Raw genomic sequence first — 15,400 nt, forward strand, 5'->3', positions numbered from 1 at the left:
CGGACCGCCCGACGACAGCCGCGGGAGCATCGCAGCGAGGTCTGCGAGCGAGGAGCGGACCGGGGCGCGGAGTCGGGCTCATGCGGACCGCCCGACGACAGCCGCGGGAGCATCGCAGCGAGGTCTGCGAGCGAGGAGCGGACCGGGGCGCGGAGTCGGGCTCATGCGATCGCCGGCGGCGGGACGGGGGCCGCCAGGGTCATGCCCGGGGTCAGCGCCTCGACGCCGCCGAGCCACGGGCGCAGGGCCACCGGCACGTGCACCGAGCCGTCGGCGCGCTGGTGGACCTCCAGGAGGCAGGCGATGGTGCGGGCGATCGCGCAGAGCGTGCCGTTCAGCGTGGCGGCGGTCTGCGTCTTCCCGTTCTCGTCGCGGTAGCGGATGTTGAGCCGGCGGGCCTGGAAGGTCGTGCAGTCCGACGTGCTGGTCAGCTCGCGGTAGGTGCCCTGGGTGGGGAACCACGCCTCGATGTCGTACTTGCGGGTGGCGCTGGTGCCGAGGTCCCCGGCGGCGATGTCGACGACGCGGTACGGCAGCTCGAGCGCCTGGAGGAACTCCTCCTCCCAGGCGAGCAGCCGCAGGTGCTCGGCGGCGGTGTCCTCCGGCCGGGCGAAGCTGAACATCTCCACCTTGTCGAACCAGTGCACCCGGATGATGCCGCGGGTGTCCTTGCCGTAGGACCCGGCCTCGCGGCGGAAGCAGGACGACCAGCCGGCGTAGCGCTTCGGCCCCGTCGACAGGTCGAGGACCTCACCGCCGTGCATCCCGGCCAGCGCCACCTCGGAGGTGCCGACGAGGTACAGGTCGTCCCGCTCGATCCGGTACACCTCCTCGTCGTGCTCGCCGAGGAAGCCGGTGCCCTCCATGGCGCTCGGCTTGACCAGCGCCGGGGCGATCACCGGGGTGAAGCCGGCCGCGACCGCGCGGCTGATGGCCAGCTGCGCGAGCGCGAACTCCAGCAGCGCCCCGGGCCCGGTGAGGAAGTAGAACCGCGAGCCGGAGACCTTCGCGCCGCGCTCCATGTCGATCGCGCCGAGGGCCTCGCCGATCTCGATGTGGTCGCGCACCGGGAAGTCGTAGGCGGGCACCTCCCCGACCGTGCGGAGGGTGACCGCGTCGTCCTCCCCACCCGGCGGCACCTCGTCGGCCACCACGTTGGGGATGCGGACGTGCGCGTCGCGCAGCGCGGCGTCGGCGGCGCGCTGCGCCTCCTCGGCCTCCTTGACCTCGGTGGCCAGCGCCCGGGCCCGCTCCAGGACGGCGGGCCGCTCCTCCGGGGATGCCTTCTTCACCGCCTGCGAGGCGCTCTTCTGCTCGGCGCGCAGGTCGTCGGCCCGCTTGACCGCCTCGCGCCGGGCGACGTCGGCGGCGAGCAGGGCGTCGACCAGGGAGTCGTCGGCCCCCCGCGCACGCTGGCTGGCACGGACGAGGGCGGGGTTCTCGCGCACGAGCCGGAGGTCGATCACCCGTCCCAGAGTAGTGAGCGGGTCCGAAGGGGACCGGGCCAGTCCGGACGACGCCCACCGTCCGGCTCGACCCTCGCCGGGGAGGGTCGAGCCGCAGGCGCGCGCGGCTCCACCCTGCTCCGTCCGGGTCGACCCGGACGGGATGGAGCGGCGCCGCCCGCCCGCGCCTCCGTGCGGGACACTGGTCGACATGCGGTTCCTGCAGCGCCCCGACCACGACCTGACCTACTCCGACGTCTTCATGGTGCCGGCGCACTCGACGGTCGGGTCCCGGCTCGAGGTCGACCTGACCACCCCGGACCGGGTGGGCACCACGATCCCGATCGTGGTCGCCAACATGACGGCGATCTCCGGCCGGCGCATGGCCGAGACGGTCGCCCGGCGCGGCGGGCTCGCCGTCCTGCCGCAGGACATCCCGATCGACGTGGTCACCGAGGTCGTGTCGTGGGTCAAGACCCGCCACCCGGTCTACGACACCCCGATCACCCTCTCCCCCACCTCCACCGTCGGCGAGGCGCTGTCCCTGCTCACCAAGCGGGCGCACGGGATCGTCGTGGTGGTCGAGGGCGGCGCACCGGTCGGTGTGGTCACCGACGGCCAGTGCCAGGGCGTGGACCGGTTCACCCAGCTGTCCGAGGTGATGACTCCCGAGCCGCTGACCATCCCGGCCGGCACCGACCTGCCCAAGATCTTCGACGTGCTCTCCGGCGAGCGGATCAGCGCGGCGCCGGTGGTCGAGGGGGACCGCCTGGTCGGCGTGATCACGCGGAAGGGCGCGCTGCGCTCGGCGATCTACGCGCCGGCGACCGACGCCGACGGCGCCCTGCTCACCTCGGCCGCCGTCGGCATCAACGGCGACGTCGCGGGCAAGGCCGGCGCCCTGCTGGCCGGCGGCGTGGACGTGCTCGTCGTCGACACCGCGCACGGGCACCAGGAGAAGGCGATCGAGGCGCTGCGCGCCGTGCGTGCGGTGGCCGGCTCCACGCCGGTCGTGGCCGGCAACGTGGTGACCGCGCAGGGCACCCGCGATCTGATCGAGGCCGGCGCCGACGTCGTCAAGGTGGGCGTGGGCCCCGGCGCCATGTGCACCACCCGGATGATGACCGGCGTCGGCCGCCCGCAGTTCTCCGCCGTCGAGGAGTGCGCCGCCGAGGCCCGCTCGCTCGGCAAGCACGTCTGGGCCGACGGCGGCGTGCGGCACCCGCGCGACATCGCGCTGGCGCTGGCGGCCGGCGCGGCGAACGTGATGGTGGGGTCCTGGTTCGCCGGCACCTACGAGAGCGCCGGCGACGTGCACGAGGACGGCGGCCGCCTCTACAAGGAGTCCTTCGGCATGGCGTCGGCGCGCGCGGTCAGGGCGCGCACGGCGACGCAGACCGGGTTCGAGCGGGCGCGCGCCGGGCTGTTCGAGGAGGGCATCTCGTCGTCCCGGATGTACCTGGACCCAGCCCGGCCCGGCGTCGAGGACCTGATCGACCAGATCGTGGCCGGCGTGCGGTCGTCCTGCACCTACGCGGGTGCGCGCACCGTCGACGAGCTGCACGAGCGCGCCGTCCTGGGGGTGCAGAGCTCGGCCGGCTACGAGGAGGGCCGGCCGCTGCCGACCAGCTGGTGAAGGCGCTGCCGCTGCCGGTGTTCGAGGGCCTGGTCGCCGACGCCCTCGACCAGGTGCCGGCCGAGCTGATGGCGCTGCTGGACAACGTCGTCGTCCTGGTCGAGGACCGGAACCCCGACGAGCCCGGGCTGCTCGGGCTCTACGAGGGGTACGCGCTGACCGAGCGCGGCTGGGACTACGGCGGCTCGCTGCCGGACCGGATCATGATCTACCGCGAGGCGATCTGCGACATCTGCGAGACCGAGGACGACGTCGTCGAGGAGGTCACGATCACCGTCGTCCACGAGATCGCGCACCACTTCGGCATCGAGGAGGACCGCCTCCACGAGCTCGGTTGGGGCTGACGGAGCTCTCCCGCGGGAACCCACGGCGCGCGGCGTCCTGCGCACCTGCGGCCGCGACGAGTGCGCCGGGTAGCGTGGATCGACGTGCCCGACAACATCGCTTCCGAGTCAGCCACGGCCCGGGGCGGCGGCCTGCCGATCAAGATGCTGCACGACCGCATCCTGGTCGCGCTGCGCAAGGAGGACGGCGACCGTCGCTCCAGCGGCGGCATCCTGATCCCCGCGACCGCCCAGGTGGCCAAGCGGCTGGTGTGGGGTGAGGCGAAGGGCGTCGGGCCGAGCGTGCGCCAGGTGAAGACCGGCGACCAGGTGCTGTTCTCGCCCGAGGACCAGCACGAGGTCGAGGTGCACGGCGAGGACCTGATCATCCTGCGTGAGCGCGACGTGCACGCCGTCGCCGCCGAGCGCATCGAGGAATCGACCGGCCTCTACCTCTGAGGCGCAGACACCCTTGCCCCCTGGGGCGCCCGGCCCGATCATGCTCGTCATGACGCGCGTCGCGGACCGGCCCCGACACTTCGCCGTCGGCGTCTGGGCGGTGTTCGTCGCCGCGACCGCAGTGCTCGCGAGCCTGCCCGGAGACCCGGGGACCATCCCCGGCGGCTGGCTGGTGGTCCTGGCGGTCCTCGGGGTGCTGGCCTTCCGGGGGAGCGACGTCGCCTACGCCGTGCTCGTCGTGCTGAACCTGACGCTGCTGGGCACGGTGCTGCTGCTCGCCGCCCCCGTCGCGCCGGCGATCTGGGCCTTCTACGCCCTGGTCGCCGCGGCGCTCGCCGCCCTGGTGGCCATCCCGCTGCTCGCCCGCCGCGCCGCGATCCCTTCCGCGGCTCCCTGACCGGCCCTCAGAACTCGCGGTTCGTGCACGGGCCCTCGGCGAGGAGGCTCGTCGCGTCCGGGCAGCGGGCGTAGGTCCAGGGGCTGGACGCGTACCCGTCGTCGCGCGCGTCGAGCCACCACTCGAGTCCGCCGTCCGGGAGCGATCGGTAGTACGTGGTGATCGGGTCGCCCTCCGCCGTCGACGACCGGACGACGAGCTCGGCGCCTCGCCCCTCCCGGAGCGCGGACTCCAGGCATTCCGCGGGCGGGCCGCCGTCGCCCGCGACGACGGCCTGCCACTCGACCTCTCCGCAGGCGGGGAGCTCGCTCCGGGCCTCGAACCCGCCGGGTACACCGTCGGTGTTCACCGCGACGAAGACCCAGACGATCCCCGCGAGGACCGCCAGCCCCAGAGCGCCGGCCAGGACCCACTCGAGCAGGTGCCGTCGCGTCATGCCCACCTCCGTCCGGGCGGGCAGTGTGCCGCCGTCCGGCGACCTCGGGGAACGGTCGCGGCTGAACCGTTACCCCGTCGACTCCGTCGCGCGGGCGTGCTCGACGATCACGTCGGTCATCTCGACCAGGAACCGGCGGACGACGGCGAGCTCGTCGTCGGTGTAGCCCTCCATCGCGGCGGTGAGGTCGCGGGCGAGCCCGCCGAAGTGCTCGGCGCCGGCCGCCATCGCGGTGTCCGACATCTCCAGCACCACCCGGCGACGGTCCGCGTCGTCCCGGACCCGGCGCAGGTGGCCGCCCTTCTCCAGCCGGTCCACCAACGCCGTCACCGAGGCCGACCGCAGCTCCACGGCCTCGCCCAGGCGCCCGGCGGTGAGCGCCTCACCGCGGCGGGCGGCGTCCATGATCGCGACCAGCGCCCGCACGTCGGTGCGGTTCAGCCCGTGCCGCTGGGCGAATCGCTGCCCGACCGCATCCAGTTCGACGGTCAGCCGGCGAAGGAGCAGGGCCAGCTCCTGCCGCTCCCCGGCGTCAGGCACGCGCCACCTCCGTTCGCACTCCGCCGCCGACCGTCGTAATCTCTCGACGATCGAGATTATCGAACATCAAGGGGAATCATGCCTCGTCGCACCTCTGCCCTCCGCTGGCTGGTCCCCGCCATCATCGCCCTGGCGTGGCTGGCCCTCGCCGGCCCACTGGGCTCCTTCAGCGGCAAGCTCGGCGAGGTCTCGGAGAACGACTCCGCCGCCTTCCTCCCCGACAGCGCGGAGTCCACCCGGGTCACCGAGCTGCAGCAGCAGTTCCGCACCGAGCGCACCCTGCCGGTGATCCTGCTCTGGGAGAGCGAGGACGGCGCGCTCGACCCCGCCGCGCCGGCCGAGGCACAGGCCCGGGTCGACGAGGCGGCCGCCGTCGCCGAGGACGCCGGCGCGCTCGCGGGTGCGCCGTCGCCGGCGATCCCGTCGGAGGACGGCGAGGCCGTGCAGGCGGTGCTGCCCTTCGACCCGGACCTGGGCGAGGCGCTGCCCGAGGTCATCGCCGAGCTGCGCGCCCTCCCCGGCATCGACGGCACGACCGCCTACGTGACCGGCCCCGGCGCGATCTTCTCCGACTTCGCCGAGGGCTTCTCCGGCATCGACGGGCTGCTGCTGATCGCGGCGTTCGGCGTCGTCCTGATGATCCTGCTGGTCGTCTACCGCAGCCCGCTGCTGCCGCTGCTGGTCATCGGCACCGCCGGCCTGGCGCTGACCGTCTCGCTCGCGGTCGCCTACTTCCTGGCGCGGCAGGGCTGGATCGCGGTGAACGGCCAGAGCCAGGGGATCGCCTCGATCCTCGTCGTCGGCGCGGCCACCGACTACGGCCTGCTGCTGGTCGCCCGGTACCGCGAGGAGCTGCGTCGCGAGGAGTCGAAGTACGCCGCGATGCGGGTGGCGCTGCGCCAGTCGTGGGAGCCGATCCTGGCCTCGGGCGGCACGGTGATCCTCGGCGTCCTCTGCCTGCTGTTCTCCGACCTGGGCTCCAACCGCGGCCTCGGCCCGATCTCGGCGGTCTGCATCGCCTTCGCCATGCTGGCTGCGCTCACCTTCCTACCGGCGGTGCTGGTGCTGTTCGGCCGCGCGGCGTTCTGGCCGTTCCGCCCCCGGTACGGCGAGGAGCACGTGCACGGGCGGGGCTGGGAACGGGTGTCGGCGTCGGTCGGCCGCCGCCCCGGCCGGTACCTGCTGGGCAGCGCCGGCGCGCTCGTCGTCCTCGCGCTCTTCCTCCCCACGTTCGACGCCGACGGGATCCCGCTGTCGGAAGCCGTGCGCGGCGGCTCGGAGTCCGGCGCCGGCCAGGAGGCCCTGGCCCGCCACTACGAGGCCGGCGCCGCCAGCCCCGCGGTGATCATCACCCCGGTCGACGACTGGGAGGACGTCGCCGACGCCGCCGCAGCGACCGACGGCGTGGCCGAGGTGGCGCCGTACACCGGCGAGGGCCCGCCCGGGCAGGGCGGCGAGCCGCTGGTGGCGGACGGACTGGTCCGGATCGACGCCACCCTGACCGACGCCCCCGACAGCGAGGCCGCGCAGGGCACCGTCCAGAGCCTGCGGACGGCGGTCGGCGACGTCGACCCCGACGCGCTCGTCGGCGGCTCCAGCGCGAGCGACCTGGACACCCAGGAGACCGCCGCCCGCGACCTGGCGGTGATCGTGCCGCTGGTGCTGCTGGTCATCGCCGTCGTGCTGGCCCTGCTGCTCCGCGCGATCGTCGCCCCGCTGCTGCTGGTCCTCACCGTCGCGCTGAGCACGGCGGCGACCGTCGGCGTGGCCGCGCTGGTGTTCGAGCACCTGTTCCGGTTCCCGGGCAGCGACCCGCAGGTGCTGCTCATCGGGTTCGTGTTCCTCGTGGCCCTGGGGATCGACTACAACATCTTCCTGATGACCCGGGCGCGGGAGGAGTCGATCCGGCACGGCGCCCGGGACGGCGTGCTGCGCGCCCTGGCGGTCACCGGCGGCGTGATCACCAGCGCCGGGCTGGTGCTGGCGGCCACGTTCGGTGCGCTCACGGTGCTGCCGCTGGTGATCCTCATCCAGCTCGGGTTCCTCGTCGGGTTCGGCGTGCTGCTCGACACCTTCGTCGTCCGGACCCTGCTCGTCCCGGCCGCCGTCCACCTCATCGGGGACCGGGTGTGGTGGCCCAGCAGGCTGGCGACGGGGCCGACGGCGCCCGGGGAGCAGCGCGAGCTCGAACGCGTATGAGGGGCACCCCGCCCGCCGGGTGAGCAGTTGGTGTCGCCGACACGCAGCGACGCGCCGCACGCGACGACCACGACTGCTCACCCGGAACTTGACCGGGCGGGCAGGGTGGCTGCGTGAAGACCTTGCGCGTGGCCGTTCTCGGACCCGGGGGCGTCGGCGGGCTGCTGGCCGCCCTGCTGGCGCGGGACGGGCACGCGGTCACCTGCCTGGCCCGACCGGACACCGCCGCGCACCTCGACCGGCACGGCCTGACCGTCACCAGCGACCACTTCGGGGAGCTGGCGGCGCGGGTCCGCGGCGCCGAGCGGCTGGACGGGCCGGTCGACGTCCTGCTGGTGACGACGAAGGCGACCCAGCTGGACGACGCGCTCGACCGCGTCCCGGCCGACGTGCTCGGCGACGCCGTGGTGGTGCCGCTGCTCAACGGGGTGGAGCACCTCGCGGCCCTGCGCGGGCGCTACCCGGCCGCGCGGGTGGTGGCCGGCACGATCCGCGTGTTCGCCTCCCGCCCCGCCCCCGGGGAGATCCGGCACGAGGGGCAGCTCTGCGCCGTCCAGCTGGCGCCGGGCGCCGAGCCGCTGGCCGACGCCCTGGCCGCGACCGGCGTCGACGTCACCATCCGCCCGGACGAGGCCGGCCTGCTCTGGGACAAGCTGTGCTTCCTGGCGCCGATGGCGCTGTTGACGACGGCCGCGGACGCGCCCCTGGGGCCGGTGCGCGACGAGCGGGGCGAGGAGTTCGCGGCGGTCATCGCCGAGGTGGCCGCGGTGGCGCGGGCCGAGGGGGCGGCCGGCGACGCGACGGCCACCCGCGATTTCGCCTGGTCGCTGCCCGACGGGATGCGTTCGTCGATGCAGCGCGACGCCGAGGCCGGCAACCCCACCGAGCTGGAGGCGATCGGCGGCGCGGTGCTCCGGGCGGCCGACCGGCACGGCGTCGAGGTCCCCATCACCCGGCGCATCGTCGAGGAGCTGCGCGCCCGCCTGGGCTGAGGGCGGTCAGCCGGCGACGAGGATCCAGGTCAGCAGGGCGGCCCCCGCGGCCACCCAGGCCAGCGGCACCCGGTTGGTCCACCGTGCCGCGGCGAGGCGCCCGGTCGCGAACAGCACCCAGGCGGTTCCCGTCGTCGCCAGGAGCAGGAACGGGTAGCCGCCCCAGGCCACCATGAGGAGCGCGGCGAACGGGGAGTTCCAGTTCGCCGCACCCATGACGAGCCCGATCGCGAGGAAGAACCACGGGACCAGGCACAGGACGAAGACGCCCTGCAGCACCCCCAGCTCCACCGCGGCACGTCGCCGGGCCGCCGCGTCGAGCGGCAGGTCGCGGCCGGGCGGCGGGGACGGAGCGGTGAGTGCGGTCACGGCGGCGGAGCGTAGCGGCGCTCGGGCCGCACGGGGCGGTGCGCCGCGGGGCGCGTCGGCGACGGAACGCGCACCCCAGGTCCTAGTGTCCGGGGCAGGAGGCCCCACCATCGCCGAGAACCTGACCGGACCGGCCCGCCGCGCGGCGGCCGGCACCGCCCTGGCCCTGCTGGCGGGCCTGGCCGCGTGCTCGTCGTCCCCGGCCCGGCCGGTGGACCAGGTGATCACCGATCCCGCGCTGGCGGCCTGCGTGGCCACCGCCGCCGGGCTGCCGGACGCCACCGCGAGCGCCTCGGACGCCGAGCTCGAGGCGATCGACACCCTCCACTGCGACGGGCAGGTCTCCGCACCCGGGCCGATCCGCTCGCTCGACGGCCTCCAGCGGCTGACCGCGCTGAACGAGCTGGACGCGCCCCGGAACGAGATCAGCGACCTCTCCCCGCTGGCGGCGCTGCCCCGGCTGGGCACGCTGACGCTCACCGACAACGCGGTCAGCGACCTCTCACCCCTGGCCGGGCTGCCACTGTTCGACCTCGGCCTCTCCCAGAACCCCGTCAGCGACCTGACACCGCTCGCCGGGACGACGACGCTCAACGCCCTGGGCGTGGCCGCCGCGCAGGTCACCGACGTCTCTCCGCTGGCCGGCCACGACGCGCTCCGGATGCTGGACCTCTCCGGCAACGCGATCACCGACGTGGCACCCCTGGCCGGGCTGCCCACGCTGGACACCCTGCGGCTGGCGGAGAACCGGATCGCCGATCCCTCCCCGCTCGGCACCATCCCGACGCTGCTGATCCTGGACGTCTTCGGCAACGCGATCACCCACGTCGGCGGGCTGGCCGACGCACCGCTGCTGCAGGAGCTCCAACTGGGCGCCAACCCCCTCACCGACCTCACGCCGCTCCTGCAGGTCCGGTCGCTGGTCAACCTCGGCCTGGACGAGACGGAACCCACCCGGCTGACCGGCATCGAGGAGCTGCGCGCCGCGGGCGTGCACGTCAACGGCCTGGCCTGAGCCCGTCCGACCCGGCCCGGCGCCGTCGGGCGTCGGCTCAGACCTCGCCGGCGCGCACCCGGGCCAGCCATGTCCCGGCGTCGGCGAACGCCGCGTCCGACGACTCGTCGCCCACCGCCCGGTTCTCCCGGCCGTCGGCACGCGGGTAGGAGCCGAGGAAGCGGACGTCGTCGCACCTCCGGTGGAGGGCGGCCAGCGCCTCCCCCACCCGCGGATCGGCGACGTGCCCCTCGCAGTCGAGCGAGAACGAGTAGACGCCGAGCCGCTGCCGGGTGGGGCGCGACTCGATGCGGGTCAGGCTGATGCCGCGGACGGCGAACTCCTGCAGCAGCTCCAGCAGGGCGCCGGTGCGGTCACCGACGACGGCGGTCAGCGACGTCTTGTCGTTGCCCGTCGGTGCGGGCAGCGCCCCGGGGCGCTGCACCAGCACGAACCGGGTGACGGCGCCCGCGTGGTCGGCGACGTCGTCGAAGAGGGTCTCCAGCCCGTACCGGTCGGCCGCGATCGCCGCGCAGACCGCGGCGTCCACGTCTCCCGCGGCCACCGCGGCCGCGGCCGCCGCGGTCGACGTCGTGGGCAGCGGAGGGATCCCGGGCAGGAGGTCGCGGAGCCGACCGACGGTCTGCGCGAGGGCGTGCGGGTGGCTGGCGACCGACCGGACGTCGGCGAGCCCCGTCCCCGGGCGGACGGCCAGGACGAAGGCCACGTCGAGGAAGACCTCGCGGGTGATCACCAGGGGCTCGCCGTCGGCCAGCCCGTCCATGGTCGCGGGCACCGATCCCTCGACCGAGTTCTCCAGCGGGACCAGCGCGGCGTCGGCGTTCCCCGACCGGACGGCGGACAGCGCCGCGGCGACACTCGGCTGGGGGTCCCGCCGTCCCTCCGGAGTGGTAATCGCCCTGCTCAGCGCGGCTTCGGCGAAGGTACCCTCGGGCCCCAGATAGGCGAACCGCGTCGGAGACGGACTGGGTGGCATCCCGGGCATCCGACGAGGGTAGTGCGCACGGCACGAGGCGGTCGCCCCACCCGGGACACGGGTGCGGGGGCCGGCAGCACCGGCCCGCGTGGCCGCCTACCCCGGAGTGGAGGGATGCGTGACCCCCGGTCCGGCTCGCGTCGCCCCCGGTGCGCTCCAGGCGGCGCTGTGGCGGCTGCTCGACGCCAGCGACCGGGAGGACCCCGCGTCGTTCCTCGCCCTCGTCGACGCCGCCGACGGCGCCTTCGCCGCCGCGAGCGGGGAGCCGACGTGGACCGCGTGGCGGCACGCGCTGGATGCCCGGCGGGCGATGCTCGACGGGGACGAGGAGGGCCGGGCGGCCGGGGTCTCCGCCGCACGGGAGCTGCTGGCCGAGGTCCCGGTGTCGTCGGAGACCGCCCTGCTGGTGGCCTATCTGGCCCACATCGAGATGACCACGGACCAGCTCGACCACGCGATGCTGCTGTCGGTCGACGCCAGCGTGCTCACCGACGGACCCGCCGCCCAGCCGTCCCGCGCCCTGCTGCAGGCGCACCGCTGGCTGTCCATGACGCTGTCCGGCCTCGACCTGGAGGAGCTCGCCGTCGCGCACGCCGTCCGCGGCCTCCAGGTCGCCGCCGCGCTCCCCGACGTCGGCGACCTCGGACGCCTGCTGCTGCTCACCGCCCGCCAGCACGTGGAGCTCGCCCAGACCCTCCGCCGGCGGGGCGAGACCGAGCGCGCCGCCGAGCTGGCCGCCGTGGCGATCGCCCGCGCGACCGAGGCCCGGGCGCTGGACTGGGACGCCGAGCAGGCCGACGCCGACCTGCTGGACGTGGTGCACGGCTGGGCGCTCGTGTGCAGCGACGACCTCGACGCCGCGCTCGGCCCGCTGCGCCGCGTCCGCCGCTCGCTGCAGCGCGAGGGCGGCCTCTGGCTGCGCGGCTACACCGACCTGGTGCTCGCCCGGCTGCTCGCCGCCCTCGTCCGGCGGGACGGGGACACCGCGGCGGGCGAGGAGGCGATCGACCTGCTGGTCGACGCCTCGGGGGCCTTCGCGGCCACCGGCGACCGCCGCCGCTACCGGCAGAGCCTGCTGGAACTCGGCCAGGCCTACGCCGACCTGGGGCGCCCGGCCGAGGCGCTGTACTGGCTGGAGGCCTACCGCGCCGACACCGGCCGCTCGCACGCCCGGGGCCGGCAGGTGTGGGCGGAGATGTTCGTGCGCCGCAGCCGGCTGCGCGAGGCCGAGCGCCAGGCGGCGCTGCTGCGCCGGCACGCCCTCGAGGACCCGCTCACCGGCCTGGGCAACCGGCGCAGCGCCGAGCGGCGGCTCGGTGCGCTGCGGATCGGCGAGGAGCCCCTGTCGCTGGCCGTCGTCGACGTCGACCGGTTCAAGGAGGTCAACGACGACACCTCGCACACCCACGGGGACGCCGTGCTCCGCCGGGTGGCCGACCTGCTGCGCGAGCACAGCCGCACCGGCGACGAGGTCTACCGCTGGGCCGGCGACGAGTTCCTCGTCGTGCTGCCGACGGCGACCGAGGCGCAGGCCGTCGTGGTGATGGAGCGGCTGCGGTCGTCCGTCGCCGAGGCCGACTGGACCGACCTGCGGCTGTCCGGGCCGGTCACCGTGAGCATCGGGGTCGCGACGGCCCCCGCGGTCCCCGACGGGGAGCCGGGCACCGTGGTCGGCTGGCGGGCGCTGTTCGACACCGCGGACCTCCACCTCTTCTCCGCCAAGCGCCTGGGCCGCAACCGGGTGCGCGCGCACGGCCCCGGCGATGCGGCTCCGGCCGATCGCGGGGCGAGCGCGTGAGCGTCCCGCACGCGTGGGGCGGGAGGGACGCGACGGACGACGGACGGCGCGTTCCCAGTCACCTCCTCGACACTCTCGGTGACGACATGCACAGTGCGCTGGTGCCACCGGGAGCCCTGCACCACCGGGTGACCGCCGCCCTCAGCAACTGGCAGCTCGACGACGCCGAGCAGCTGCTCGCCGGGGTCGAGCGCGATCCCTCCCCCTACGTCGCCGCCGCTCCGGCCGCCGACGCGACCGACGACGCCCCGGCGTCCCTCGGCCGCGCCTGGGCGGACACCCTGCGCGCCGAGCTCCTGGTGCGCCGGCTGCGCGTCGCCGGCTTCACCCTGGTCGGCGACCCGGTCTCCCCCGACCCGTCCGGCACACCCCCCGAACCGGCCCTGGACCTGCACGCCGGCGTCGCGGAGCTGATCGACGGCACCGGCCCGGCCGACGGCGAGCAGGCCGACCCCCGGTCGGAGTCGGCCTCCCGCGCCGCGCTGGCGATCGCGCTGGTCCGCTCGGCGAAGGCGGCGTTCGACGCCACCGACGACGACCTGCAGCGGGCGGCGGGCCTCGCCCGGCACGCCCGCATCGAGCTGCTGTCGCGGCGGATCGACGCCGCCATGGACGAGGCCGTCGAGGCGGCGAGCCTGCTCGACCCGGCGCTGCCGCCGACCACGCTGCTGGTCGACACCCTCGGCACCCTCGCCGGCGTCCTCGCCGACCTGGAGCTCATGCCGCTCGCGCTGGACTACCAGCGGCGGGCGCACGAGACCGCGCAGGCCGCCGCCGCCGACCCGGCCGTCCTCGGTCCGGAGGACCCCGAGCCGGACGTGCTGGTCGCCGTCGCCGCCACCCGCCTCGGCGAGCTGTGCGCCGAGCTGGGCGAGGGCCTGCTCGACGACGGCGCCCCCGAGTCGGCGGCCCCCTACTTCGCCGAGGCCCGGCAGCTGGCCGAGCAGGCGCTGGTGCAGCTGCCGCCGGACGACGACGGCGTCGTCCCCGCCCAAATCGTGCACGGCTGGGCCCTGGTGGGCCTGGGCGAGCAAGCCGCCGCGACCGGGCCGCTGCGTGCCGCCGTCCGGCTGTCCGCGGCCGCCGCCGACCGCGACCGGCTCGCCTCCGCGCAGCTCGCCCTGGGCCGCGCGCTGCGCCGTCAGGGCGACGGCCGGGCCGGCGACGAGCACCTGGTCGCCGCGCTGGCCCTGGCCACCGAGCACGGCCTGCCCCGGCTGCGGCGGGCCGCCCTCCGGGAGCTGTGCACGCTGCACGCGGACCTCGACGACGCCGGGCGGGCGCTGCCGTACCTGCAGGCCTACCTCACCGACGAGCTGGACCGGGTCGACGAGCGGCGCACCCGCTGGGTGGAGCTGTTCGGCCGGCGCAAGAGCCTGCTGGAGACCGAGCGCGCCGCCGGGCAGCTGCGCCGGCAGGCCTACGAGGACCCGCTCACCCACCTGCCGAACCGCCGCTACGCCGAGGCGCGGCTGGACGGCCTGCTGGCCGCGGGTGACGTGCCCGCGCTCGCCGTGGTCGACGTCGACAACTTCAAGGCGATCAACGACACCGCCGGGCACCCGGCCGGCGACGCCGTGCTGCGCACCATCGGCGAGCTGCTGGTCGCCGGCGTCCGCGACACCGACGAGGTGTGCCGCTGGGCCGGCGACGAGTTCGTGATCCTGCTGCCCGAGACGACCGCCGAGCAGGCCGAGCGGGCGCTGGAGCGGATCCGCGCCTCGGTGGCCCGCTACCCGTGGGCCGACCTCGGCCTCGACGTCCCGGTGACGATGAGCGCCGGCATCGCCTCGGCGACCCGGGGCGACGACCGCAAGACGCTGTTCGCCGCCGCCGACGGCGTGCTCTACGACGCCAAGCGGAGCGGCCGCGACCGCGTGGTCCGGCTCTCGGCCGTGACCCAGACCCGGGCCGAGCCGCTCGACGGGGGCGCCGGCGCCCCGGCGGCGGCCGGTCCCACCGCCGTCGTGCCGGCCGGCTCCGGGCAGGACGACGTGGCCCCCGCTCCGGTGGACGACGTCCTCCGCGCCGTCACCGCCGTGCGCGAGGAGGCCGCCGGCTTCGCCTCCCTGCTGGGGATCCCGCACCCGCCGCTGGGGACCGCGGGACCCGGTGAACCGCTGCTCGGCACGGTCCCGGTGGCCGCCGGGCCGGCCGTCGACGAGCCGACGCCGCTCCCCGTCCCGCCCGCCGGCTCGGTCGAGCCGGAGGTCGTCTGGGCCACCGGCCGCACCACCGAGCAGGTGCTCGCGCTGGTCCGCGAGGCCCGCCGCGCGCACCCGCACCGCCCGGCGCTGGTCCTGCGCGCCGCCGCCGAGACCCTGGTGGCGCTCGCGACGGAGCACGACGGCGGCACGACGATGGACGTCGCGGCCATGGCGGCGGCGATCGGCCCGCTGCCCGAGCCGGTCGGCCGGACGACGGTGCTGTGCGCCGGCGGCGCCGACGCCCCGGTGGCCGCCGAGGTCGCCTTCGTGGCCCGGGTGGCCGGCACCGAGGTCGTGCGGGTCGACGACCTCGCCGGCCGCACCCGCACGCTGCTCGAGGACCGGTCGCTGTTCGACGGGGTCGACTGCCTGGTCGTCGTCGCCGGGCTGGACGCCTCGCTGGCGACGGTCGCCGGCTCGCTGACCGACGTCCCGGTGATCGCCGTCCCCACCTCGGCCGCGCAGCCCACCGCGTTCGGCGGCCTGGGAGCCCTGATGACGATGCTCAACTCGAGCGTGCCCGGCGTGGCCGTGAGCACGATCGACAACGGCTACGCGGCCGGGGTGTTCGCCGCCCGGGTGGCCCGCCGCAGCTCCCGCGGCTGAAC

General features: G+C 75.6%; 14 protein-coding genes. 9 read left to right on the top strand and 5 right to left on the bottom strand.

The genetic code is table 11. The features are described from left to right. Positions 1–161: 161 nt before the first annotated feature. On the bottom strand, positions 162–1,466 hold the full coding sequence (serS, locus tag ACI79T_RS15450) for a serine--tRNA ligase (RefSeq protein WP_456610962.1): 1,305 nt from the start codon (positions 1,464–1,466) through the stop codon (positions 162–164). A 190-nt stretch (positions 1,467–1,656) separates the two neighbouring features. Between serS and ACI79T_RS15455 the strand changes: the two genes are divergently transcribed. From ACI79T_RS15455 to ACI79T_RS15470, 4 genes are all read left to right on the top strand, one after another. Continuing rightward, on the top strand, positions 1,657–3,081 hold the full coding sequence (locus ACI79T_RS15455; RefSeq protein ID WP_456610963.1) for a GuaB1 family IMP dehydrogenase-related protein: 1,425 nt from the start codon (positions 1,657–1,659) through the stop codon (positions 3,079–3,081). After that, the gene (locus ACI79T_RS15460) at positions 3,078–3,425 is read left to right on the top strand and encodes a metallopeptidase family protein (protein ID WP_456610964.1); all 348 of its coding nucleotides are present in this window, start codon (positions 3,078–3,080) and stop codon (positions 3,423–3,425) included. Before ACI79T_RS15455 ends, ACI79T_RS15460 begins: the two co-directional genes overlap by 4 nt. Before the next feature lie 84 nt (positions 3,426–3,509). Continuing rightward, positions 3,510–3,863: a GroES family chaperonin gene (locus ACI79T_RS15465; protein WP_456610965.1), complete on the top strand. Its 354-nt coding sequence runs from the start codon at positions 3,510–3,512 to the stop codon at positions 3,861–3,863. A 49-nt stretch (positions 3,864–3,912) separates the two neighbouring features. Further along, positions 3,913–4,260, top strand: coding sequence for a hypothetical protein (locus tag ACI79T_RS15470; protein ID WP_456610966.1), 348 nt, complete (start codon positions 3,913–3,915; stop codon positions 4,258–4,260). A gap of 7 nt (positions 4,261–4,267) precedes the next feature. Here ACI79T_RS15470 and ACI79T_RS15475 read toward each other — a convergent pair whose 3' ends face one another. After that, positions 4,268–4,696, bottom strand: coding sequence for a hypothetical protein (locus ACI79T_RS15475; protein WP_456610967.1), 429 nt, complete (start codon positions 4,694–4,696; stop codon positions 4,268–4,270). Positions 4,697–4,765: 69 nt separating this feature from the next. Next, entirely contained in the window at positions 4,766–5,236 is a 471-nt protein-coding gene (locus ACI79T_RS15480) for a MarR family winged helix-turn-helix transcriptional regulator (protein ID WP_456610968.1), read from the bottom strand. A 78-nt stretch (positions 5,237–5,314) separates the two neighbouring features. Here ACI79T_RS15480 and ACI79T_RS15485 point away from each other — a divergent pair, with 78 nt between their 5' ends. Then, on the top strand, positions 5,315–7,435 hold the full coding sequence (locus ACI79T_RS15485) for an MMPL family transporter (RefSeq protein WP_456610969.1): 2,121 nt from the start codon (positions 5,315–5,317) through the stop codon (positions 7,433–7,435). Between the two features lie 113 nt (positions 7,436–7,548). Then, complete coding sequence (locus tag ACI79T_RS15490) at positions 7,549–8,427, top strand: ketopantoate reductase family protein (protein ID WP_456610970.1); 879 nt, start codon at positions 7,549–7,551, stop codon at positions 8,425–8,427. Positions 8,428–8,433: 6 nt separating this feature from the next. Here ACI79T_RS15490 and ACI79T_RS15495 read toward each other — a convergent pair whose 3' ends face one another. Further along, the gene (locus ACI79T_RS15495; protein ID WP_456610971.1) at positions 8,434–8,796 is read right to left on the bottom strand and encodes a hypothetical protein; all 363 of its coding nucleotides are present in this window, start codon (positions 8,794–8,796) and stop codon (positions 8,434–8,436) included. An 85-nt stretch (positions 8,797–8,881) separates the two neighbouring features. On the opposite strand from ACI79T_RS15495, the gene ACI79T_RS15500 reads away from it, so the two are divergent. Further along, entirely contained in the window at positions 8,882–9,811 is a 930-nt protein-coding gene (locus ACI79T_RS15500) for a leucine-rich repeat domain-containing protein (protein WP_456610972.1), read from the top strand. Positions 9,812–9,848: 37 nt separating this feature from the next. On the opposite strand, the gene pheA is transcribed toward ACI79T_RS15500, so the two are convergent. Then, positions 9,849–10,796: a prephenate dehydratase gene (gene pheA / locus ACI79T_RS15505; protein WP_456610973.1), complete on the bottom strand. Its 948-nt coding sequence runs from the start codon at positions 10,794–10,796 to the stop codon at positions 9,849–9,851. 109 nt (positions 10,797–10,905) lie between these two features. Here pheA and ACI79T_RS15510 point away from each other — a divergent pair, with 109 nt between their 5' ends. Then, positions 10,906–12,585: a diguanylate cyclase gene (locus ACI79T_RS15510; RefSeq protein ID WP_456610974.1), complete on the top strand. Its 1,680-nt coding sequence runs from the start codon at positions 10,906–10,908 to the stop codon at positions 12,583–12,585. 101 nt (positions 12,586–12,686) lie between these two features. Beyond that, on the top strand, positions 12,687–15,398 hold the full coding sequence (locus tag ACI79T_RS15515; RefSeq protein ID WP_456610975.1) for a diguanylate cyclase domain-containing protein: 2,712 nt from the start codon (positions 12,687–12,689) through the stop codon (positions 15,396–15,398). Positions 15,399–15,400 lie beyond the last annotated feature (2 nt).

The organism is Blastococcus sp. SYSU DS0619, assembly GCF_054051035.1.

Excerpts from the sequence above, each read along its gene's own strand:
- ACI79T_RS15475 (WP_456610967.1), bottom strand. The coding sequence starts at position 4,696 with ATGACGCGACGGCACCTGCTCGAGTGGGTCCTGGCCGGCGCTCTGGGG.
- ACI79T_RS15485 (WP_456610969.1), top strand. The coding sequence starts at position 5,315 with ATGCCTCGTCGCACCTCTGCCCTCCGCTGGCTGGTCCCCGCCATCATC.
- ACI79T_RS15470 (WP_456610966.1), top strand. The coding sequence starts at position 3,913 with ATGACGCGCGTCGCGGACCGGCCCCGACACTTCGCCGTCGGCGTCTGG.
- pheA (WP_456610973.1), bottom strand. The coding sequence starts at position 10,796 with ATGCCCGGGATGCCACCCAGTCCGTCTCCGACGCGGTTCGCCTATCTG.
- ACI79T_RS15455 (WP_456610963.1), top strand. The coding sequence starts at position 1,657 with ATGCGGTTCCTGCAGCGCCCCGACCACGACCTGACCTACTCCGACGTC.